The organism is Paracoccus broussonetiae (assembly GCF_031854425.1).
Taxonomy (GTDB): Bacteria; Pseudomonadota; Alphaproteobacteria; order Rhodobacterales; family Rhodobacteraceae; genus Paracoccus; species Paracoccus broussonetiae.
Genome location: NZ_JAVRQI010000013.1, coordinates 115,717 through 136,702, shown reverse-complemented (window position 1 = coordinate 136,702; position 20,986 = coordinate 115,717). Strand labels below are relative to the sequence as shown.

Below are 20,986 nucleotides of genomic sequence, written 5' to 3'. Positions count from 1 at the left end.
GTGAAAAACCCTCGGAAACTTCGTGTTTCCGGGGGTTTTTTCTTGTTTTGACCTGTCGTGATGTCCTGGGCATCTGCCCCTCGGCGTGGCGCTGGCTTCCACGCTCATCACAGGCTTGCCCATGATCCCCGTTTTCGGACCACCACCCGGCCGCCATCCTTATCGGCAGCGTCATGGAGCCTATGCGCTGCTGATCCGAGACGGCTCGGCGCTGGTCACGTTCCAGTTGGCGCCGGATTGCGAGTTCCAGTTGCCCGGGGGTGGAATCGATCCGGGCGAATCGGCCATCGCGGCCCTGCATCGCGAGGTTTACGAGGAAACCGGCTGGACAATCGGCACCCCGCGACGGCTTGGCACCTATCGCCGGTATTGCTTCATGCCGGATTACGATTTCTGGGCCGAAAAGATCTGCTCGGTCTGGCTGGCACGTCCGATCCGTCGTCTTGGCCCCCCGTCGGAAAAGGGCCACGAGGCGCATTGGGTGCCGTTGGACAGGCTTGAGGGGATCCTGGCCGATCCGGGGTCGCGCGCATTCGCACACGCGCTATTGAAGCAGATCCGGGACCGCTGAGCCCAGCCAGCCGCTGCGGCCCAGATGTTCGACCAGCACGGCCGAGATGTCGTCGCTGCGCACCCCGCCGCTGTAATTCGCGGCCGACCAGCAGATCGATTCCAGAAGCGCGTTCCCGCGCAGGACCGCGTTCGTGCGCAGGATCGCTTGCAGCCCGTCATCGCCCAGCGGCTCTCCGCGCGCGTTCTCGGAATCGATCAGACCATCCGAGCTGATGAAAAGCCGGTCTCCGGGATCCAGTTGCACCGAGATTTCCTCGAACTCGGCATTGGGGAAGACACCCACCGGAAAGCCGCCCTGTCCGATCAGCTCGATCCGGCCATTCGCGCGCTGCAGGACGGGATGGGGGTGGCCGGCCTGAACCAGCCGCACCCTGCCGCTTGCGATCTCAAGATCGGCATAGACCATGGTGAAATAGGAATCGGTCCGCAGCTCGGACAGCATCAGCCCGTTCAGGTGGCGCAGGATCTCGGCCGGGCTGCGCGGCTCGCCCCCCGGCAGGTCCGAGGATCGCATCGCGATATTGTGTTCCGGCTCTCCCGACAAAAGGGCAGCCAGGCGCGCACTGAGAAGTGCCGCCGCGACCCCATGCCCGGACACGTCCAGCGCAAAGAACCCGACCCGCCGCCGATCGACCGGAAAGAAGCCTACGAGATCGCCGCCGACATGCCCGGCGGGCCGCATCAGCAGCGACAGATTGAAGCTGCCGAACTGGCCATTGCGTTCGCGCACCAGCCCTTGCTGCAGGCGATGTGCCTCGCGCAGGTCGCGCTCCAGCGCGGCCTCCTTGTCGCGCAGGCAGGCAAGCGTTTCCTTCAGCTGGGTATTCGCCATGCGCAGGCTTTCCTCGACCCGCAGGATACGCTCGGCCGCAGAAAGCCGGGCAAGCAGTTCGGCCCCGGAAACCGGCTTGGTCAGGAAATCGTCCGCGCCCGCGCCCAGCCCTTCGGCCACGTCGGCCTTGTCATGGCGCGAGGTCAGCAGGATGAAATAGCCATAGCGCTCGCTGGGCAGCGCGCGAAAGCGGCGGCACAGATCCAGCCCGGCGCGACCCGGCGCCATCCAGTCCGAGATCACGATCTCGGGCGCGCGGGCGCGGCACAGGTCGATCGCCCCATCCGCGTCGGCGGCCTCGATCACGTCATAGCCGGCGCGCCTCAGCTGCACCGCCAGTGCCCGCCGTTCGGCGCGGCTTTCGCCGACAAGCAGGATCAGGCGCCACGCACGCGGCGGGCCAGGGGATCTGGTATCGCTCATGCAGCCCTTCTAGGCGCGAAGGGCTGAAGCTTCGATTAATGGCGGGCATTTTCATCATCTTGCCCGGTCGGGCCGCCGCGATGGCGGCCCGTGCGGGTTCAGATCAGGAATTCCGCAAGGACCGGATCGCGGGTGATGTCGCGATAGCCGATGCCCGCCCCCTCAAGCCGCTCGCGCAGGCGGTCGAGGTTCTCGGGCGAGGTGGTCTCGATCCCGATCAGGATCGAGCCGAAGTTGCGCGCCGATTTTTTCAGGTACTCGAAACGGGCGATGTCATCGTCCGGCCCCAGAAGCTGCAGGAAGTCGCGCAATGCGCCGGGGCGCTGCGGCATCCGCAGGATGAAGTAGCGTTTCAGCCCCGAGAAGCGCTGAGCCCGCTCCTTGACCTCGGGCAGGCGCTCGAAATCGAAGTTCCCGCCGGAGCAGATGCAGACCACGCGCTTGCCGGCAAGATCGGGAATGTCGCGCAGCACGTCCACGGCGAGCGCACCGGCGGGTTCCAGCACGATGCCTTCGATGTTCAGCATCTCAAGCATGGTGGCGCAGATGCGGTCTTCGGGGGCCAGGTGGACCTGTTCGGGCCCAAATTGCCCAAGCTGGGCAAAGGGCAGGGCGCCGATCCGGGCCACGGCCGCGCCGTCGACAAAGTTGTCGACCGCGGGCAGGGTCACCGGTTCGCCCGCCTGCAACGCCGCCTGCAGGCTGGAACCGCCCTCCGGCTCGGCGAATTCGGGCCGGGTTTCGGGCGACAGCTCTTGCAGAAGCCGCGTGACGCCTGCGGACAGACCGCCCCCGCCCACCGGCAGCACCACGATGTCGGGTGCTGCGCCAAGCTGTTCCAGCATCTCCAGCCCGACGGTCGCCTGGCCCTCGATGATGTCGGGATCGTCGAAGGGCGACAGGAAGGTCGCCCCGTGTTCGCGCGAGAATTCCTGTGCGGCGGCCAGCGTCTGGTCGAAATAGTCGCCGGTCAGCACGATCTGGACCGCGCCGCCGCCAAAGATGCGGGTCTTGTCGATCTTCTGCTTCGGCGTGGTGACGGGCATGAAGATCGTGCCTTTGGCGCCGAAATGGCGACAGGCAAAGGCCATGCCTTGGGCATGGTTCCCGGCGCTGGCACAGACGAAATGGCCCTGCGCGCCGTTTGCGACCTTGCGCATGGCGTTGAAGGCCCCGCGCAGCTTGTAGCTGCGCACCGGGGTCAGATCTTCGCGTTTGAGCCAGATCTCGGCACCGTATTTCGCCGAGAGGTGGTCGTTCTTCTGAAGCGGGGTCGGCTCGAAGAGGTCGCGCAGCGCGATCTCTGCCTGGCGGACAGAGGCGGCAAAATTTTCCATGCCCCGCCAATGGCGCGAAACGGCGGATTTGGCAAGCGGGGTTGATTCAGGTCAGGGCGCGGCCTTCGACGTAATGGCCCCAAAGGGTGGTGAGCAGGGACAGTGCGAACATCCATAGCAACCAATAGACCATCAGCTGTGCGCCCAGCCACGGCCAACTCTGTTGAATGAAGGCATGGTTGTGTTCGGCAAACGGCAACTGCTGAAGTCCGTACTGCATCAGCATGTAGGGGAGCGTGATCATCGCGAGCGTGCTGGTCTTGCCGCCCGTTGCGGCCCAGCTTCGCGCGATAGGTGTCCTGTCGCCGAGCGCCGCCCCCGGAAGCGCGACACCAAGGCGCAGCAACAAGATACAAAAGAGAAAATTTCCCAAGAAGCCGAGCAGAATTGCCGCCGTCGGCAGCGCGTCGCGATTTACAATCAGCATCAGGGCGAAAATCGCCATCGCCAATGGGATTAACGCCAGGCTCAGAAAGACGGCCGTGATCACCGCCGTTTTCGCGTAGTTCAGGATTGACCGCGCGCGTCGCGCGGGAATAAAGCGTGGCTCCTCTCCCAGTAGTACGAAGCGGTGCCAGCCGACGGCGATCCAGATCGTGCAGAAGCCGATAACCAGCCCGAGGGTCGTGGCAAGAAGCCAGAACCGGCCCGCCCCGGCGCTGCTCGCGACCATCTTGGGAAGCACGGTGATGAAGATTGCAAAAGCTGCAGTCTGGATCAGCGTCGGCACGAGCGAGATCGTGACCGCCTGTCGAGGGTGTCGTGCCACCATCAGGAACGCGTGTCTGAGAATGCGGAACGCCTGCATGATCCCCCCGATTTTCGCCAATCGTTATTTCCCCCTTCCCCTTGTGACAAGCGGCGAATGGGCCTATTCCCTGCCGAAATTCCTATGAGGGTTAACCGCATGACCGACGCGCCGAAGAAAGTCGTCCTTGCCTATTCGGGCGGGCTCGACACCTCGATCATCCTGAAATGGCTTCAGACAGAATACGGCTGCGAGGTCATCACCTTCACCGCCGACCTGGGCCAGGGCGAAGAACTGGAGCCGGCGCGCGCCAAGGCCGAGCTTCTGGGGATCAAGCCCGAGAACATCCACATCGTCGACGTGCGCGAGGAATTCGTGCGCGACTTCGTCTTCCCGATGTTCCGCGCCAACGCGGTCTATGAAGGCCTTTATCTGCTGGGCACGTCGATCGCGCGCCCGCTGATCTCAAAGCATCTGGTCGAACTGGCGCACAAGCACGGCGCCGATGCCGTGGCGCATGGCGCGACCGGCAAGGGCAACGACCAGGTCCGCTTCGAACTTTCGGCCTATGCGCTGGATCCTTCGATCAAGGTGATCGCACCGTGGCGGGAATGGGACCTGACCTCGCGCACCAAGCTGATCGAATTCGCCGAAACGAACCAGATTCCGATCGCCAAGGACAAGCGCGGCGAAGCGCCCTTCAGCGTCGATGCGAACCTGCTGCACACCTCGTCCGAGGGCAAGGCGCTGGAAAACCCGGCCGAGGCCGCGCCGGAATATGTGTATCAGCGCACCGTCTCGCCCGAGGAAGCGCCGAACGAACCCGAATTCCTCGAAATCACCTTCGAACAGGGTGATGCCGTCGCGATCAATGGCGAGGCGCTGTCGCCCGCCTCGATCCTGACGCGCCTGAACGAAATCGGCGGCAAGCACGGCGTCGGCCGGCTGGACTTCGTCGAGAACCGCTTCATCGGCATGAAGTCGCGCGGAATCTATGAAACCCCCGGCGGCACCGTCCTGCTGGAAGCCCATCGCGGGATCGAGCAGATCACGCTGGATTCCGGTGCGGGCCACCTGAAGGACTCGATCATGCCGCGCTATGCCGAGCTGATCTATAACGGCTTCTGGTTCAGCCCCGAACGCGAGATGCTGCAGGCGCTGATCGACAAGTCGCAGGAACATGTCACCGGCACCGTCCGCCTGAAGCTTTACAAGGGCTCGGTGCAATGCGTGGGCCGCTGGTCCGAACATTCGCTTTACAGCGAAAAGCACGTCACCTTCGAAGAGGATGCCGGCGCCTATGACCAGAAGGATGCGGCAGGCTTCATCAAGCTGAACGCCCTGCGCCTCAAGCTGATCGCGACCCGCAACGCGCGCGTCGCCGGCAAGTGATCCCGAAGGGCCGCGGTCATCCCCGCGGCCCTTTCGATTCCGCCCGACTGGCGGTCAGCGCACGGTTTTTTCGTAAAAGACCCGGTCGAAGCCATCCTCGGACCGGCGGTCGACCTCGACAAAGCCCAGATGCGGATACATCGACAGGTTCGCGGTCATCTTCTGGTTCGTGTAAAGATGGACCGCGCCAAGGCCGGCCCGTCGGGCCGCTTCCTCGCAATGCCGGATCAACTGCCTGCCGACGCCCTTGCCGGTGGCCGCGGGCGTGACGGCCACGGCTTCAAGATGCATATGCCCGGCTTCGGGAAAGAAGACGACATAACCCAGAAGCGCGCCCGTCGCATCCTTGGCGACATGAACGTGGCCCGCGGCGATCTGGGCCGGGAAATCGGCCTCCATTGGGGCGGGCTTGCGGCCGATCGCGGTGACATACTGGCCATAGGCGGCATGGGCGCAGGCCCGGATGGCGGCTTCGTCGGCGGGAAGGGCGGGGCGGATCGGATCTTGCTGCATGTACGCAGTCGATCACGCGATGAGGCCACAGGCAATACGGGATTCCTTTCCCGAGCATTCCCCGCCACTATGGCCGCGAACCTCTGAAGAAGGCTGCCCCCATGACCCGCCCTGCCCATATCGCCATCGTCACAGTCTCGGACCGCGCGAGTCGCGGCGAATACGAGGACAAGGGCGGGCCGGGCGCCGAGGACTGGCTGCGCGCCACCATCACCTCGCCCCTCGAGATCACGCGCACCATCATCCCCGATGGCCGCGAGTCGGTTGCGGACACGCTGCGCACGCTGTGCGACCACAAGGGCGCGGACCTGATCCTGATCACCGGCGGCACCGGGCCCGCCCCGCGCGACCTGACGCCCGAGGGCATGGCCGACATCATGGAAAAGGAACTGCCCGGTTTCGGCGAGGAGATGCGCCGCGCCAGCCTGCGCGAGGTGCCGACCGCGATCCTGTCGCGCCAGACGGCGGGCATTCGCCGGCGGACGCTGATGATCACCATTCCCGGCAAGCCCTCGGCCATCGCGACCTGCCTTGATGCGGTCTTTGCCGCCGTGCCCTATTGTCTTGATCTGATCGGGGCGGCCCGGATCGAAACGGACCCGGCCCGGATCGTCGCCTTCCGGCCGAAGAAATGACGGGAAAACTGGACAAAGCCGGTGTGCCGGTGTCCCATGGCCCGGAACGGCCGCGGCGCAGGGACGATGTCGCGGAGCAGGTGAAAGGACGGAACGGCGATGGCCGATGATCCCTACAAGGCGCTGGGTCTGGGCAAGAACGCCAGCCAGGACGAGATCAAGAAGGCCTATCGCAAGATCGCCAAGACCGATCACCCGGACCTGAACCCGGATCCCAAGGCGCATGAGCGTTTCAAGGCGGCGTCATCGGCCTATGACCTGCTGAAAGACGCCGAGCAGCGTGCGCGTTTCGACCGGGGCGAGATCGACGCCTCGGGACAGGAGCAGGCGCAGCGGCATTATTACCGCGACTATGCCCAGGCGGGCGACAATCCCTATCGCCAGGGCGCGCAGGATTTCGACGATTTGTCAGAGGTGTTCTCGGACCTGTTCGGGCAGGGTGGCGCCCGGCGCCGGGGCGGGGCGCGCAGCTTCGACATGCGCGGTCAGGACCAGCGCTTCACGATGGAGATCGACTTCATGACCGCCGCGCGGGGCGGGTCGACCCGGATCACCATGCCCGATGGCGCGGTGCTGGAGGTCAAGATTCCCGAAGGCGCGCATGACGGCCAGATCATCCGCCTGCGCGGCAAGGGCGGCGCGGGCTATGGCGACGGCGGACCGGGCGACGCGCTGCTGACGCTGGTGGTCGCCGACGATCCCGAATGGCGAAGGGACGGGAACGATCTGGAAACCACCCTGCCGATCACGCTGGACGAGGCGATCCTGGGCGGCAAGGTCGAGGCCGAGACAATCGACGGCCCCGTCATGCTGACCGTCCCGCGCGGCGCAAGCTCGGGCCAGAAGTTGCGGTTGAAGGGGCGGGGCCTGCGTGGCGAAGGCGGAAAGCGCGGCGATCAGCATGTCGTGCTGAAGGTCGTGATGCCGCCGCAGATCGACGACGAACTGGCGCGCTTCATGGAAAACTGGCGACAGGAACACGTCTACGATCCCAGGAGGGGCAAATGACGCGCCGCCATTTCTCGCTGACCGAAGTGCTGGTGCAGTTGCCCGAACTGACGCGCTCCCAGCTGGAAAGCTATATCCGCAGCGGTGTCGTCCTGCCCGTGCAGTCGCAGGAAGGCCCGCTGTTCCGCGAACTGGACATCGCGCGCCTGCATCTGGTCGTGGATCTGTCCGAAGGCTATCACCTTGACGAAGAGGCACTGGCCCTTGTCCTGTCGCTGGTGGACCAGCTGCACGGATTGCGCGGCGACATGTGCGCGATCCTTGACGCCGTGGCGCGCGAGCCGGTCGAGACGCGCGCCCGCCTGAAGACCGCCATTCGCGAGGTGCGCGTGGTGACGCGCGACTAAAGGTCACGAAAGCGTCATCAGCCCGATAACAGGGCGTTACATCATCGCGCCAAATCCGCGGGGGAAACGCCAACCCCCGAGGATTGCATGAGCTTTCGCCTGACCCTTTGCTCGATCGCTGCGCTGTCGGCCGCCGCGCCGGCCTTTGCCGAGCCGGTCTTCAACCGCATCTCCAGCTTCGCCACCGCCGACAACATGGCCGAAGGCGAGGATCGCGCCCGCGCGACTTCGGCCGAAATCATGACCGCGACGGCCGATGGGATGGAGCTGATCTATTCCGACAGTCCGCTGAACGCGATCGGGCTGATCGACATCGCCGATCCCAAGGCACCGAAGCCCCTTGGCAACATCGCCATGGATGGCGAACCGACGACCACCGTCGTTCTGGGCGAGCGCGCCTTTGTCGGCGTGAACACTTCGGAAAGCTTCACCCAGCCGTCGGGCGTGCTGCGGACAGTCGACCTGACCTCGAAACAGGTGGTGGCGAATTGCGACCTCGGCGGGCAGCCCGATTCCGTCGCGCTGTCGCCCAAGGGCGACATGCTGGCCGTCGCGATCGAGAATGAGCGCGACGAGGACGTTAATGACGGCGCCTTGCCGCAGATGCCCGCAGGCTTCGTCGTCCGCCTGCCGGTCAAGGCGGGAGAGGTTGATTGCGCAGGCAAGCAGGTCGTCGATCTGACCGGGCTGGCAACCATCGCGCCCGAAGATCCCGAACCGGAATATGTCGATTTCAACGCGAATGGCGATCTGGTCGTCACCCTGCAGGAAAATAACTACCTCGTGGTCATCGGCGCAGATGGCAAGGTCGCCTCGCATTTCAGCGCGGGCACGGTGGATCTGGATGGGATCGACACGGAAAAGGACGGCAAGCTGGACTTTACCGGCAGCCTCAAGGCTGTCCCGCGCGAACCCGACACGGTTGCATGGCTGGATAACGACCATTTCGCCACGGCCAATGAAGGCGACTGGAAGGGCGGCTCGCGCGGGTTCACCATCTGGAACCGCGACGGCTCGGTCGTCTATGACGCCGGGAACAGCTTCGAACACGCGCTGATCCGCATCGGACATTACCCCGACAAGCGGTCGGACAAGAAGGGCGTCGAACCCGAGGCGCTGAAATACGCCGAGTTCGACGGCAAGAAGCTGCTGTTCGTCGGGTCCGAGCGCGGCAGCGCGATCGGTGTCTATGACGTCGCCAATCCCGCCCAGCCGGTGCTGACCCAGATCCTGCCTTCGGGCATCGGTCCCGAGGGGCTGGTGACGATCCCGCAGCGCAACCTTTTCGCCAGTGCGAATGAAACCGACCTCGGCGAGGACGGCGCCGCCCGCGCCCATGTCATGATCTTTGAGCGCGCGGAGGGCGAGCCGGCCTATCCGACCATTGCCTCGACCGAGGACGACCTGATCGGCTGGGGTGCTCTGTCGGGCCTGACCGTCGATCCCACGGACCCTACGGTGCTGTATGCGATCAGCGACAGCGCCTATGCCAATCAGCCCTCGATCTATCGGGTCGAGACTGGCGCGAAGCCCGCCCGCATCACTGCGAGGATCGTGGTCAGCAAGGATGGAAAACCTGCCGAAAAGCTGGACCTTGAAGGTATCAGCGCGGACGGCAAGGGCGGCTTCTGGCTGGCAAGCGAGGGGAATCCCGAAAAGGAGATTCCGCACCAGATCCTGCATGTCGGGGCCGATGGAGCGATTGCCCAGCAGGTGGAACTGCCCGCCGACCTGACCGCCGGTTCGACCCGCTTTGGTCTGGAAGGCATTGCGCTGGCCCCCGACGGGAAGCTGTGGATGGCCGTCCAGCGCGAATGGAAGGATGATCCCAAGGGCCAGACGAAGCTGCTGCAATTCGATCCTGCCTCGGGTGATTGGGCCGGGGTCCGCTATCCGCTGGAATCGGGCGAAGGCTGGGTCGGCCTGTCCGAGATCGCGGTCCACGGCGACAATCTTTACCTGATCGAGCGCGACAACCTGATCGGTCAGGCGGCCAAGCTGAAGCAGGTGACGTCGGTCGCACTGGCCGACCTGAAACCCGCTCCGCTGGGGGGCGACCTGCCGGTCGCCAGCAAACAGGTTGTTCGTGACCTGCTGCCCGACCTGAAGCAGTGGAACGGCTATGTCCAGGACAAGGTCGAAAGCCTGGCGATCACCCCCGATGGCACGGCCTGGGTCGCGACCGACAATGACGGCGTCGACGATTCCTCGGGTGAAACCTTCCTGTGGTCCTTCCGCATGTAGCTCTCAGGACCGGGGCGGTGCGCCCGTCTTGCGCAAGGGCAGGCTGGCCATGATGGCCAGCCTTTCCGCTTCGGTCATCCCGCCCCAACGCGTGATCTCGTCTATCGAGCGCAGGCAGCCGATACACAGCCGCGTCGCGGGGTCGATCTGGCAGATGTCGATGCAGGGCGACGACGGCTTCATCCCAGGTGGCGCATCCGGTCCAGCGCGCCTTGCAGGATATAGCCCGCGGCAACCTGGTCGATGACCTCGGCCCGTCGCTTGCGCGAGGTGTCGGCCTCCAGCAGCGCGCGCTCGGCCGCGACGGTGGACAGACGCTCATCCCAGAAGCTGATGGGCAGGGGGGTCAGCCGTTCGAGATTGCGGGCAAACGCGCGGGTCGATTGCGCCCGCGGTCCCTCGCTGCCATCCATGTTCCGGGGCAGGCCAAGGATCAGCCCGACCAGCGCCCGTTCTGCGGCGATTTTCAGCAGCGCCTGTGCGTCCAGCGTGAATTTCTCGCGCCGGATCACCGTGATGGGCGAGGCGACGCCGCGCAGCCCGTCGCTGACCGCGACGCCGATGGTCTTTGTGCCCAGGTCCAGCCCGGCGATTGCCCCCGCGCGCGGCAGAAGCGCGGTGAATTCCTCGATCGTCTCGCAGATCATTTCAGCCCCGATTTCCTTCCCGCTGCCTCGACCACGTCGAGTGCTTCGGGGATTGCGGCAAAGCGCGTCCGCGCCTCGCCCAGAATATCCTGCGCATGGTCGTTCTGCCCAAGCACGACAAGCGCCGAAATCAGCCGCGCCCATTCTTCGGGCGTGCCGCCTTGGGTCGCAAGCCGGGCTTCCAGCCCCTTGACCATGCCCTCGATCATCTTCTGCCGTTCATCGGGGGACATGTTCTCGGCCGCGGCCATCGCTGCGTCGTCGGGGCGCGGCATGGGCGAACCTTCCGGCGCGACATAGTCGGGACGCCCTGCGAACCACGCAAGATCGCCGATCGCCAGGCGCAGCGGCGCGGCCCAGGGCTCTGCGTCATGGCCTTCCTCCAGCAGCGCGGCCCAGATCGGGAAGGCCCGGTCGGGACGTCCGTTCTGGATCTGGACCAATCCCGCCATATAGCGCGCCTGCGCATTCTGGGGCTCAAGCTTCAGGGCGGCGTTCAGCTCGGTCTCGGCATCGCGGGTGATCAAGCCGCCCGCGGCCTCGGCGGTCAACGCGGCAAGGCGCAGGTGGTCGTCGGCCGCCGCCCCGTCGCCCTTCAGCGCGACAAGCCGGGCCTGCGCCTGTTTCGCGGCGACAAGATTGCCAAGCCGCTCTTCATGCATGGCCAGCAATTCCTGCCCGCGCTGGTCGTCCGCGTTCTTGGCGACGGTGGCCCGCAGCTGGTCGATCAACGCCAGATATTCGGCATCGGGCGTCGGTCGCTCGGGCTTCGGCGCGACCTTTTCTGCCTCGGCCTGGCTGGGACGGTTGGCGTAGAAGGCATTGGCATCGGCGATCCGCTGGGCCAGCGGCTCGTCCGGCATCTTGGGGGCGCCGATGCGCTGATACAGCAGGACCGCCCCGACCAGCAGCAGGACCAGCACCAGCATCGCGACAGGCCCGCCCGGAGCACGTCCGGCCGCGCCTTCGCGTGCCAGCGCGCGGTCCGCGGCAAGCACCTTGCGCCCGACCTCGTTGCGCAGGCGAACGGCCTCGGCCGGTTCGACCAGCCCACGGTCCAGATCTCGCTCGATATCGCGAAGCTGGTCGCGATAGATGCGCAGGTCATAGGCGGCTGCCGGTTCCTCGCCCGCTTGCCGCCGCCGGATCAGCGGTGCCGCGATGGCGATTGCCACGATGGCCGTCATGGCGGCGCAGATGATCCAGAACATCGCATATACTCCCCGGCGCCCAGCCGGCGCCCATGCCTCATACCGTTTTCGGGCGCGCGGCAAAAGTCAAAGAGCCGTGCCATGTCCGGACGGAAGATCTGCGCCCCGGCCTGACGCATTTCGACAATTCGCCCGTCGCAAGCCCGCTTGCCGGATTGGGGCCGAGGCTTCACTCTGCGCGATGAGAGTCTCGAAAGGTCCGCACATGTCTGCCAACCCCGCCTCAAAAAGCACCGGCCGCTATTCGGTCTTTGCCATCGCGCGCGAGGCGATGCGCCTGCATACCGGCTGGAAACGGGCCTGGGCCAGCCCCGAGCCGCGCAAGAAATATCAGGTGGTCATCGTCGGGGCCGGAGGGCACGGGTTGGCGACCGCCTATTACCTTGGCAAGAACTTTGGCATCACCGATGTCGCGATCATCGAAAAGGGATGGCTGGGCGGCGGCAATACCGGCCGGAACACGACCATCATCCGGTCGAACTATCTGCAGGACCCGTCGGCCGCGATCTATGACAAGGCTTTGAAGCTTTACGAGAACCTGTCGCAGGATCTGAACTACAACGTCATGTTCAGCCCGCGCGGCCTGTTGATGCTGGCCCAGACCGAACACGAGATCCGGGGCTACAAGCGCACCGTCTATGCCAACCAGTTGCAGGGCGTCTCGACCGACTGGGTCACGCCCGAGCAGATCAAGCAGATGCTGCCGATCATCAATATCGACGGACCGCGCTATCCGGTTCTTGGCGGGCTTTATCAGGCGCGCGGCGGCACGGCGCGGCACGACGCGGTGGCCTGGGGTTATGCGCGGGCCTGTTCGGCCATGGGCATGCACATCATCCAGAATTGCGAAGTCACCGGGATCGAGACGGCAGGCGGAGCGGTCCGCGCGGTGAATACCGGCAAGGGCCGGATCGAATGCGACAAGCTGGCGCTTGTGGTGGCCGGCCACTCCTCGGTCCTGGCCGAGAAGGCGGGGTTCCGCCTGCCGATCGAGTCGATGGCCCTGCAGGCGTTGGTCAGCGAGCCGATCAAACCCTGCTGCGATCTGGTCATCATGGCGAACACGGTCCACGGCTACCTGTCGCAATCCGACAAGGGCGAGATGGTGATCGGCGGCGGCACCGACGGGTTCAACAACTATTCCCAGCGCGGCTCGTGGCAGCATGTCGAGGAAACCGTCCGCGCGCTGATCGAGACCTTCCCGATGCTGTCGCGGCTGAAGATGCTGCGCCAATGGGGCGGGATCGTCGACATGACTGGCGACCGCTCGCCCATCCTGTCGACGACCCCGGTCGGCAACATCTTCGTCAATTGCGGTTGGGGCACCGGCGGCTTCAAGGCCATTCCGGGCTCGGGCTGGGCCATGGCCGAGTTGGTGGCCAATGGCACGCCCGGCCCCCTGACCGCCGAATTCGGTCTGAACCGATTCAGCGAGGGCCGCTTCATCGACGAAAGCGTGGCGGCGGGGGTCGCCCACTGATGGCGATAGCGCGCGATGCCCTGCCGGCAGAGCGGCTGGCAAAGCGGGACTTCGCCGATCGTGCACGCGCGCGAAAAGTGCTGCGAAATCAAGGGAACTCTTTTTCGGCTGGCGCATTGGTGGGTTACGTCACCATGACCAAGGAGTTTTCTTCATGGCCGAACAGAACAAGAGCAACCTGTGGCTCATCATCGGCGCGATCGTCGTCGTCCTGGCCGTCATCTACTGGTACATGTCCGGCGGAACGCCCGAGCCGACCGCTCCGGCCGACACCGGCGCAGCAACGACCCCGGCACCGGCAGCGGAAACGCCAGCACCCGCCGATGGCGCTGTCAGCGTCGAGCCTGCGACCCCGGCCACGCCTGCTCCGGCCACGCCCGCTCCGGAACCCGCTCCTGCCGAACCAGCGCCCGCTGGCACCACGCCGCCGGCCAACTGATCTGATCCTGACGGCGGCCAAGGCCGCCCGTCCGATCGCGATCCGGGGGGCGCTTGCGTCCCTCGGATCAATCTTGTGCAAGGGTCGTGACGCGATATTGCGCGCGCCTTGCGCCGAATCCTTCGCCCCGCTTTTCGCGGGCGCTGGGCTTTTGATTCGGGCCCGCGAAAATTTCCTGATCCATGACATGCTTCGCGTCCGCCCCAACCGGCGGGCGCGTTCTGCTGCGCGCGCCCTGCCGCACAAGGAGTGACTGATGCTGACCCTGACCTGTCCCTATTGCGGCATCGCCGCCGAGGAAACGGAACTTCATCCGGGTGGCGAGGCGCATCTGAAACGCTTCGGGCCCGGCTCGACCGATGCCGATTTCGAGGCCTATCTGTTCGCGCGGAAGAACCCCAGGGGCGTGCATTTCGAACGCTGGCGCCATGCCTATGGGTGTGGGAAGTGGTTCCTGGCGGCACGCGATACCGTCACGCTTGAAGTCTTTGGCACCTACAAGGCGCAAACTTCTCATCCCACGGACGAGATCGTCGCCGCCATCCGCGCCAAGCGACCGGGCTGGATGCCCGACTGGACCAGCCCCAAGACCGAAACCTCGCCTGTCGAAAGCCTGACCGAATGAGCGACAACGGACCCTTCCGCCTGAACCGGGGCGGTCGCCTGATCGACCGCGCCTATCCGCTGCCCTTCCGCTTCGACGGCCGCCAGCTGCTCGGCCTGCGCGGGGACACGATCGCTTCGGCCTTGCTGGCCAATGGCCAGCTGATGATGGGGCGTTCCTTCAAGTATCACCGCCCGCGCGGTCCGATGGCATCCGGCGTCGAAGAGCCGAACGCACTGCTGGGTCTGGGACAAGGTGGCCGGTTCGAGCCGAACCAGCGCGCGACCACGACCGCGCTGGTCGGTGGCATGGTCACGACCAGCCAGAACAGCTGGCCGACCCTGAACGTCGATATCGGTGCGGTGAACAGCTGGATGTACCGCTTTTTCCCGGCGGGCTTCTATTACAAGACCTTCATCCATCCGCGCCCGTTCTGGAAGCATGTGTTCGAGCCGGTGATCCGCCGCTCGGCCGGTCTGGGCAAGGCCCCGACCGAGGCCGATCCGGACACCTACGAACAGGCCTATGCCCATGCCGACCTGGTGGTCGTCGGGGGCGGGATCGCCGGGCTGAGCGCGGCGCGCGATGCCGCGGGGCAGGGCAAGTCGGTGATCGTGCTTGAACAGAACCCGCAATGGGGCGGGCGCACGCCGACCGATCACGCGGACGGGCAATCCCGCGTCGATGCACTGCTGTCGGAACTGCGCATGCTGCCGAACGTCACCCTGCGCCGTGGGACGATGGCGACCGGGCTATACGACCACGGCTATCTGATCGCGCGCGAGGCGCTGGCGGATCACGATCCGAATGCCGGACTGCCGCGCCAGCGCTTGTGGCGCATCCGTGCGGGTCACGTGATCGTCGCGACCGGCGCGCTGGAGCGTCCGCTGAGCTTTGCCGGCAACGACGTTCCCGGCGTGATACTGGCTTCGGCCGCGCGCGATTTCATCGTCGACTACGGCGTGGCGCCGGGGCGGCGGATCCTGGTGGTGACGAATAACGACGACGCCTATCGCACCGCACTGGCCGCGCTGGATGCGGGGCTTGAGGTTCCTGCCGTGATCGACACGCGCCCCGATCCGGTCGGCGCGCTGCCTGCCGCGGCGCGGGCCCGTGGCATCCGCATTCTGGCGGCCAGCGCCATTGCCGGGATCAAGGGCGGCCACGCGGTCGAGGCGGTCAAGATCTGCTCTCATGCCGGGTCGGGTCAGGTGTCCGAGGTGATCGCGGCGGATTGTGTCGCCATGTCTGGCGGCTGGTCTCCGGTCGTGCACTTGTGGAGCCATTGCGGCGGCAAGCTGAACTGGTCGGATGCACAGGCGATGTTCGCCCCCGACACCGCCCGCCCGCCGACCGGCGCGGATGGCAAGGCGATGGCCAGCCCGGTCGGGGCGGCAGCAGGCGACCTGCGCGTCGCGGCCGCCACCGGCGCGGCGGAAGAACGGCCCCTGATGCCAGTCTGGGTCATGCCGGTGAACGCCACCCGCAAGATGAAGTTCAAGATGTGGCTGGATTTCCAGAACGACGTGAAGGTCTCGGACGTCGAACTGGCTGCGCAGGAAGGTTATGAAAGCGTCGAGCATACCAAGCGCTATACCACGCTGGGCATGGCGACCGATCAGGGCAAGGTCAGCAATATCAACGGCCTCGCGGTGCTGTCGGCGGCGTTGAAGCAGCCGATCCCGGCCACCGGGACGACGACATTCCGCCCGCCCTATACGCCATTGACCCTTGGCACCATCGCGGCCGAGGGGCGGGGCGATCTGTTCCAGCCGCTGCGCAAGACGCCGATGCATGGCTGGCACGAGGCGCGCGGCGCACATTGGGAGCCGGTCGGCCATTGGCGGCGGCCCTATTGCTACCCCAAATCGGGCGAAAGCCATGCCGAGGCCGTGGCACGCGAAGTGCGCGCGGTGCGGGCCGGGGTCGGAACGCTTGACGCCTCGACCCTGGGCAAGATCGTCGTGAAGGGGCCGGATGCCGGGCGCTTCCTTGACATGATCTACACGGGCATGATGTCGACCCTGCCGGTGGGCAAGTGCCGCTATGGCCTGATCTGCAACGAGAACGGCTTCCTTGTCGACGATGGCGTGGTCGCGCGCCTGTCCGACGACAGCTGGCTGGTCCATACGACAACCGGCGGCGCGGACCGGATGCACGCCCATATGGAAGACTGGCTGCAATGCGAGTGGTGGGACTGGAAGGTCTATGCCGCCAACGTGACCGAGCAATGGGCCCAGGTCGCCGTGGTCGGTCCGCAGGCGCGCACCCTGCTGGAGCGGTTGGGTGGCATGGACCTGTCGGCCGAGGCGCTGCCCTTCATGGGTTGGGCCGAGGGTGAGATCGCGGGCATCCCCGCGCGCGTCTATCGCATCAGCTTCTCGGGCGAGCTGTCCTTTGAAGTCGCGGTGCCGGCCAAGCGGGGGCTGGAGCTTTGGGAAAAGCTGCATGCCGCCGGGGCCGACATGGGGATCACCCCCTATGGGACCGAGGCGATGCATGTCATGCGCGCCGAAAAGGGCTTCATCATGATCGGGGACGAAACCGACGGCACCGTGATCCCGCAGGATCTGGGGCTGGGCTGGGCGATCAGCAAGAAAAAGGACGACTATATCGGCAAGCGGGCGCAGGAACGCAGCTTCATGGCCTCGGCCGACCGCTGGAAGCTGGTCGGGCTGGAAAGCGTCGATGGCCGGATGTTGCCCGATGGGGTCTATGCCGTGGCCGAAGGCGTCAATGCGAACGGCCAGCGCAATGTGCAGGGCCGCGTCACTTCGACCTATGTCTCGCCGACGCTGGATCGGCCGATCGCAATGGGACTGGTCCGGCATGGCCCGGACCGCATGGGCGAGGTGCTGGAATTCCCGGTCGCCGGGCAGGAAAGCTTCAAGGCGCGGATCGTCGATCCGGTCTTCTACGACAAGGAAGGGAGCCGCGCGAATGGCTGACGCATTGGCGGACATCACCGAGATCACCGGCCTGGGCATGATCCAGATCCGCGCCGACCAGAAGCGGCTGGGCAAGGCGCTGGCCAAGGCCGCGGGCCTGCCGCTGCCCGCCTCCGGCACGGCCAGCGCCAAGGGAACGCGCCGGCTGTGCTGGATGTCCCCCGACGAGTTGCTGCTGGTCCTGCCCGCTGCGGAAACCACCCAGGCGGTCGCGGCGCTGACCGGAGCGGTCGCGGACGAACATGCGCTGATCCTTGACGTCAGCGACATGCGCGTCGCCTTTGCGATCAGCGGTTCGCGCGCCGAGCAGGTGCTGATGAAGCTTTGCCCGACCGAGATCGCTGCCATGCCGGAAAACGGGATGCGCCGCACCCGTGCCGCGCAGGTCGCCTGCGGCATCTGGCGCGAAGGCGAAGGATTCGCGCTGGTCGGTTTCCGCTCAGTTGCGGATTATCTGCACGGGATCCTTGCCGGGGCGGCGCGCTCGGGCACCGCGCTTGATCCGCGCTGAGGCGTCTTCGCACTTGTGACGGCGCGCCAGCGGTCTATGGATAGGGGGATCACATTCCAGGGTCTGCCGATGCGCCGTCTGAAACATGTCCTGCCGCTTCTTGCCCTTGCCCTGAACATTGCCTTTCCGGCCCTGTCGCAGACGCCGCCACCGCGCCCGCCGCTGCGGGTGATGATGTGCGAGCTGGTCGACGAAAGCGGCACCGGCTGGGTGCCAGAGTTCCTGATGTTCACCCGCCCCTCGACCGGCGCGAATGCGGGCCGGATCGAGGTGTTCGACCCGATTCTGAAGGATCTTGTCCATCGCCCGATCCGGGCGGTGGTCACGGCGGACGATGGCCGCAGCCGCACCTATGGCTGGGCGCTGGCCCGCGTGCGCAACCATTCGGGGCAATATGCCGATCGGCTGGATTTTCGCCTGACGGTCGGTAAGTCCGATGGCAGCGCCAGCATGGCGGTCAGCGCGCAGGGTTATCAGAACGTCATGCAGGGGCACGGCCATTGCGCTTCGCCGCAGGAATAGGGGCGGAACCCGCGCTGCGGGTCATGCGTTGCCCCGCCTGACGACAGGCCGCGCGACGGGGCTTTTCCCCGCGCCCCAGCTGTGTCAGAAACCTGTTCCGAACCTCTGGAAAGGAAATCGAAAATGGCCTTCACGCTTCCCGATCTTCCCTATGCCCACGACGCGCTTGCGGCGGGCGGCATGTCGAAAGAAACGCTCGAGTTTCACCACGACAAGCACCACAAGGCCTATGTCGACAAGCTCAACGAGCTGGTTTCGGGCACCGAGTGGGAAGGCAAGAGCCTTGAAGACATCGTCAAGGGCACCTACCAGTCCGGCGCAGTCGCGCAGAACGGTATCTTCAACAATGCCAGCCAGCATTGGAACCACGCCCAGTTCTGGGAAATGATGGGTCCGAATTCGGGTGCCATTCCGGGCGATCTGGAAAAGGCCCTGACCGAGTCCTTCGGTTCGGTCGCGGACTTCAAGAAGAAGTTCTCGGAAGCTGGCGTCGGCCAGTTCGGGTCGGGCTGGGCCTGGCTGGTGAAGGATGCGGATGGTTCGCTGAAGGTCACCAAGACCGAAAACGGCGTGAACCCGCTTTGCTTCGGCCAGACCGCGCTGCTGGGCTGCGACGTGTGGGAGCACAGCTACTATATCGACTTCCGCAATGCGCGCCCGAAATACCTGGAAAACTTCCTCGACAAGCTGGTGAACTGGGAAAACGTGGCCTCGCGCCTCTGATCCCCGCAGCACCCGAGACAGGGGCCCGCCAGACCGGCGGGCCTTTTGCGTTTCGCCCTTGTCCTTGCCCTGCGACGGGTTCATGTCCTGATCGCGCGCGCGAATGGAGACCGGAAGATGAGCGAACAGGCCAAGGGACTTATCGCCATGGTCGGGGTCTGCCTGATCTGGGGGCTGTCGCCGCTGTTCTATCACACGCTGGCCGCTGTTCCCGTGGCCGAGGTGCTGGCCCACCGCACCCTGTGGTCGCTGGTGCTGTTCCTGGGAATCCTGGGCTATCAGGGCCGCCTTTCCGAATTCCGCGTGGCGCTGACCGGACCCTATTTCTGGCGGCTGGTCTTTGCGGCTGTCACTATTTCCGCCAACTGGGGGCTGTTCATCTGGGCTGTGCAGGCGGGGCATGTCGTGCAAAGCTCGCTGGGCTATTACATCTTTCCGCTTGTCGCGGTGGTGATGGGCATTGTCCTGTTCAAGGAACGGCTGACCGTGACCCAGGGCGTGGCCGTCGCGCTTGCGGCGCTGGCGGTGCTGATCCTGACCTGGGGACTTGGCGTCGCGCCCTGGATCAGCATCGGACTGGCCATCAGCTTCGGGCTTTACGGTGTCGCGAAGAAGGCACTGCCGATGGGCCCGGTCCTGTCCGTGGCCTGCGAGGTGGCGATCCTGACGCCGCTGGCCGCGCTGTGGCTGATCCTGCAGGCGACCGGCCTGATGCCCGCGGCGCTGCTGCAACCCGTCAGCTTCGGCACCCACCTTGGAGAGACCCTGCTGCTGGTCTTTTCCGGCGTCGTCACCGCGGTTCCGCTGATCCTCTTCAGCTATGCCACCCGTCGGATCGGAATGGCGACGGTCGGGTTGATGCAATACCTGAATCCCACCCTGCAATTCTTTTGCGCGGTCGCCATCTTTGGCGAGACCTTCACCGGCTGGCACATGATCGCTTTCACGATGATCTGGACCGCGCTTGCGATCTATTCCGCCTCGGCGCTGGGGCTTGTTCCTGCGGCACTGCGCCGCCGGACGTGAACGCCATCCGCGCCTCGGCATTGGCAAACGCGCGCAAGCCCGTATAAAACAGCGCGAAAGCATACCGGGGGCGACATGGCCAATCAGAACGACAGCTTTATCGACGAGGTCACCGACGACCTGCGCCGCGACCGCCTTTTCACGGCATTCCGCCGTTTCGGCTGGATCGCGATCGCGCTGATCCTGGTGCTGGTCGCCGGATCGGCATGGCGGGAGTATTCCTCGGGTCAGGCTGAAAAAAGCGCGCGCGCCTGGGGCGATGCCGTCCTGGCGGCCCAGGATTCGCCCGATCGCGCCACGGCCCTTGCCGCCATCGACGCCAAGGGTTCGGGTGGTCGCAAGCTCCTGTCCGAGATGCTGGCGGCAGGTGCCGAGGCCGAGGCGGGTCAGGCCGACAAGGCGTCCGAGCGGCTTCTGGCCGCGGCCGAGGCGAATCCCCAGGATCCCTTGCTGCACGACCTTGCGCTGCTGAAGGCGGTGATGCTGGCGGGACCGACGATGGATGCGGCCAAGCGGGATGGCATCCTGTCGCAACTCTCCAAGCCCGGCGCGCCTTACGAACTGCTGGCGTTGGAGCAGAAGGCCGTGGCCCTGATCGGCGCCGGCCGCAGCGAGGATGCGACGATGCTGATCCGCCAGATCCAGCAAAAGGACGGGCTGTCCGAAGCCTTGCGGCGACGCCTGGCCGAGATGATGATCACCCTGGGCGCCGACCCCGAGGATGCGCAGGGTCCGGGTCCGCAGACCATGCCCATCGCGCCTTCCGAATGATCCGGCATCCTGCCGGGACGTGAACCTAGTGAAGACCAAGACCAGGACGTGG

Annotated in this window: 22 protein-coding genes; 15 read left to right on the top strand and 7 right to left on the bottom strand. The window is 65.5% G+C overall.

The window, feature by feature from the left end:
• The first annotated feature begins 121 nt into the window (after window positions 1–121).
• Window positions 122–571: an NUDIX hydrolase gene (locus RM190_RS16980; RefSeq protein ID WP_311760656.1), complete on the top strand. Its 450-nt coding sequence runs from the start codon at window positions 122–124 to the stop codon at window positions 569–571.
• Here the strand turns inward: RM190_RS16980 and RM190_RS16975 are convergent.
• The 3 genes from RM190_RS16975 to RM190_RS16965 form a co-directional block, all read right to left on the bottom strand.
• Window positions 545–1,828: a PP2C family protein-serine/threonine phosphatase gene (locus tag RM190_RS16975; RefSeq protein ID WP_311760655.1), complete on the bottom strand. Its 1,284-nt coding sequence runs from the start codon at window positions 1,826–1,828 to the stop codon at window positions 545–547. The genes RM190_RS16980 and RM190_RS16975 overlap by 27 nt on opposite strands.
• A 98-nt stretch (window positions 1,829–1,926) precedes the next feature.
• Window positions 1,927–3,165, bottom strand: coding sequence for a threonine ammonia-lyase IlvA (gene ilvA, locus RM190_RS16970; protein ID WP_311760654.1), 1,239 nt, complete (start codon window positions 3,163–3,165; stop codon window positions 1,927–1,929).
• Window positions 3,166–3,211: 46 nt separating this feature from the next.
• Window positions 3,212–3,994, bottom strand: a complete 783-nt coding sequence (locus RM190_RS16965) for a hypothetical protein (protein WP_311760653.1) — start codon at window positions 3,992–3,994, stop codon at window positions 3,212–3,214.
• Between the two features lie 78 nt (window positions 3,995–4,072).
• Between RM190_RS16965 and RM190_RS16960 the strand changes: the two genes are divergently transcribed.
• The gene (locus RM190_RS16960) at window positions 4,073–5,305 is read left to right on the top strand and encodes an argininosuccinate synthase (protein WP_311760652.1); all 1,233 of its coding nucleotides are present in this window, start codon (window positions 4,073–4,075) and stop codon (window positions 5,303–5,305) included.
• Window positions 5,306–5,359: 54 nt separating this feature from the next.
• On the opposite strand, the gene RM190_RS16955 is transcribed toward RM190_RS16960, so the two are convergent.
• Window positions 5,360–5,818, bottom strand: a complete 459-nt coding sequence (locus tag RM190_RS16955) for a GNAT family N-acetyltransferase (RefSeq protein ID WP_311760651.1) — start codon at window positions 5,816–5,818, stop codon at window positions 5,360–5,362.
• Window positions 5,819–5,919: 101 nt separating this feature from the next.
• On the opposite strand from RM190_RS16955, the gene mog reads away from it, so the two are divergent.
• The 4 genes from mog to RM190_RS16935 all read left to right on the top strand — a co-directional run bounded on the left by mog (window position 5,920) and on the right by RM190_RS16935 (window position 10,052).
• Window positions 5,920–6,453, top strand: a complete 534-nt coding sequence (gene mog, locus RM190_RS16950) for a molybdopterin adenylyltransferase (protein ID WP_311760650.1) — start codon at window positions 5,920–5,922, stop codon at window positions 6,451–6,453.
• A gap of 99 nt (window positions 6,454–6,552) precedes the next feature.
• The gene (locus RM190_RS16945) at window positions 6,553–7,461 is read left to right on the top strand and encodes a DnaJ C-terminal domain-containing protein (protein ID WP_311760649.1); all 909 of its coding nucleotides are present in this window, start codon (window positions 6,553–6,555) and stop codon (window positions 7,459–7,461) included.
• The gene (locus RM190_RS16940) at window positions 7,458–7,808 is read left to right on the top strand and encodes a hypothetical protein (RefSeq protein WP_311760648.1); all 351 of its coding nucleotides are present in this window, start codon (window positions 7,458–7,460) and stop codon (window positions 7,806–7,808) included. Before RM190_RS16945 ends, RM190_RS16940 begins: the two co-directional genes overlap by 4 nt.
• An 87-nt stretch (window positions 7,809–7,895) precedes the next feature.
• Window positions 7,896–10,052, top strand: coding sequence for an esterase-like activity of phytase family protein (locus RM190_RS16935; protein ID WP_311760647.1), 2,157 nt, complete (start codon window positions 7,896–7,898; stop codon window positions 10,050–10,052).
• A gap of 3 nt (window positions 10,053–10,055) precedes the next feature.
• Here the strand turns inward: RM190_RS16935 and RM190_RS16930 are convergent, their stop codons facing one another.
• From RM190_RS16930 to ccmI, 3 genes are read right to left on the bottom strand one after another with little or no spacing between them, the layout of a single operon-like run.
• Window positions 10,056–10,235 (bottom strand): DUF1289 domain-containing protein, encoded by a 180-nt coding sequence (locus RM190_RS16930; RefSeq protein WP_311760646.1) that lies wholly within the window; start codon window positions 10,233–10,235, stop codon window positions 10,056–10,058.
• Window positions 10,232–10,699, bottom strand: coding sequence for a Holliday junction resolvase RuvX (ruvX, locus tag RM190_RS16925; protein WP_311760645.1), 468 nt, complete (start codon window positions 10,697–10,699; stop codon window positions 10,232–10,234). Before ruvX ends, RM190_RS16930 begins: the two co-directional genes overlap by 4 nt.
• Window positions 10,696–11,910, bottom strand: a complete 1,215-nt coding sequence (gene ccmI / locus RM190_RS16920; protein WP_311760644.1) for a c-type cytochrome biogenesis protein CcmI — start codon at window positions 11,908–11,910, stop codon at window positions 10,696–10,698. Before ccmI ends, ruvX begins: the two co-directional genes overlap by 4 nt.
• Before the next feature lie 205 nt (window positions 11,911–12,115).
• On the opposite strand from ccmI, the gene RM190_RS16915 reads away from it, so the two are divergent.
• The 9 genes from RM190_RS16915 (at window position 12,116) to RM190_RS16875 (ending at window position 20,934) form a co-directional block, all read left to right on the top strand.
• Window positions 12,116–13,390, top strand: a complete 1,275-nt coding sequence (locus RM190_RS16915; RefSeq protein ID WP_311760643.1) for a sarcosine oxidase subunit beta family protein — start codon at window positions 12,116–12,118, stop codon at window positions 13,388–13,390.
• A 154-nt stretch (window positions 13,391–13,544) separates the two neighbouring features.
• Window positions 13,545–13,829 carry a hypothetical protein gene (locus RM190_RS16910; protein ID WP_311760642.1) on the top strand — a complete coding sequence of 95 codons (285 nt, stop codon included), beginning with the start codon at window positions 13,545–13,547 and terminating at the stop codon, window positions 13,827–13,829.
• A gap of 256 nt (window positions 13,830–14,085) precedes the next feature.
• Entirely contained in the window at window positions 14,086–14,454 is a 369-nt protein-coding gene (locus tag RM190_RS16905; RefSeq protein ID WP_311760641.1) for a sarcosine oxidase subunit delta, read from the top strand.
• The gene (locus RM190_RS16900; protein ID WP_311760640.1) at window positions 14,451–17,381 is read left to right on the top strand and encodes a sarcosine oxidase subunit alpha family protein; all 2,931 of its coding nucleotides are present in this window, start codon (window positions 14,451–14,453) and stop codon (window positions 17,379–17,381) included. Before RM190_RS16905 ends, RM190_RS16900 begins: the two co-directional genes overlap by 4 nt.
• Window positions 17,374–17,892: a sarcosine oxidase subunit gamma gene (locus tag RM190_RS16895; protein WP_311760639.1), complete on the top strand. Its 519-nt coding sequence runs from the start codon at window positions 17,374–17,376 to the stop codon at window positions 17,890–17,892. Before RM190_RS16900 ends, RM190_RS16895 begins: the two co-directional genes overlap by 8 nt.
• Before the next feature lie 69 nt (window positions 17,893–17,961).
• A complete protein-coding gene (locus RM190_RS16890) occupies window positions 17,962–18,414 on the top strand; it encodes a hypothetical protein (RefSeq protein WP_311760638.1) in 453 nt (150 codons plus the stop codon).
• 123 nt (window positions 18,415–18,537) lie between these two features.
• Window positions 18,538–19,137, top strand: coding sequence for a superoxide dismutase (locus RM190_RS16885; protein WP_311760637.1), 600 nt, complete (start codon window positions 18,538–18,540; stop codon window positions 19,135–19,137).
• 117 nt (window positions 19,138–19,254) lie between these two features.
• Window positions 19,255–20,163 (top strand): EamA family transporter RarD, encoded by a 909-nt coding sequence (rarD, locus tag RM190_RS16880; protein WP_311760636.1) that lies wholly within the window; start codon window positions 19,255–19,257, stop codon window positions 20,161–20,163.
• Between the two features lie 75 nt (window positions 20,164–20,238).
• The gene (locus RM190_RS16875; RefSeq protein WP_311760635.1) at window positions 20,239–20,934 is read left to right on the top strand and encodes a tetratricopeptide repeat protein; all 696 of its coding nucleotides are present in this window, start codon (window positions 20,239–20,241) and stop codon (window positions 20,932–20,934) included.
• Window positions 20,935–20,986 lie beyond the last annotated feature (52 nt).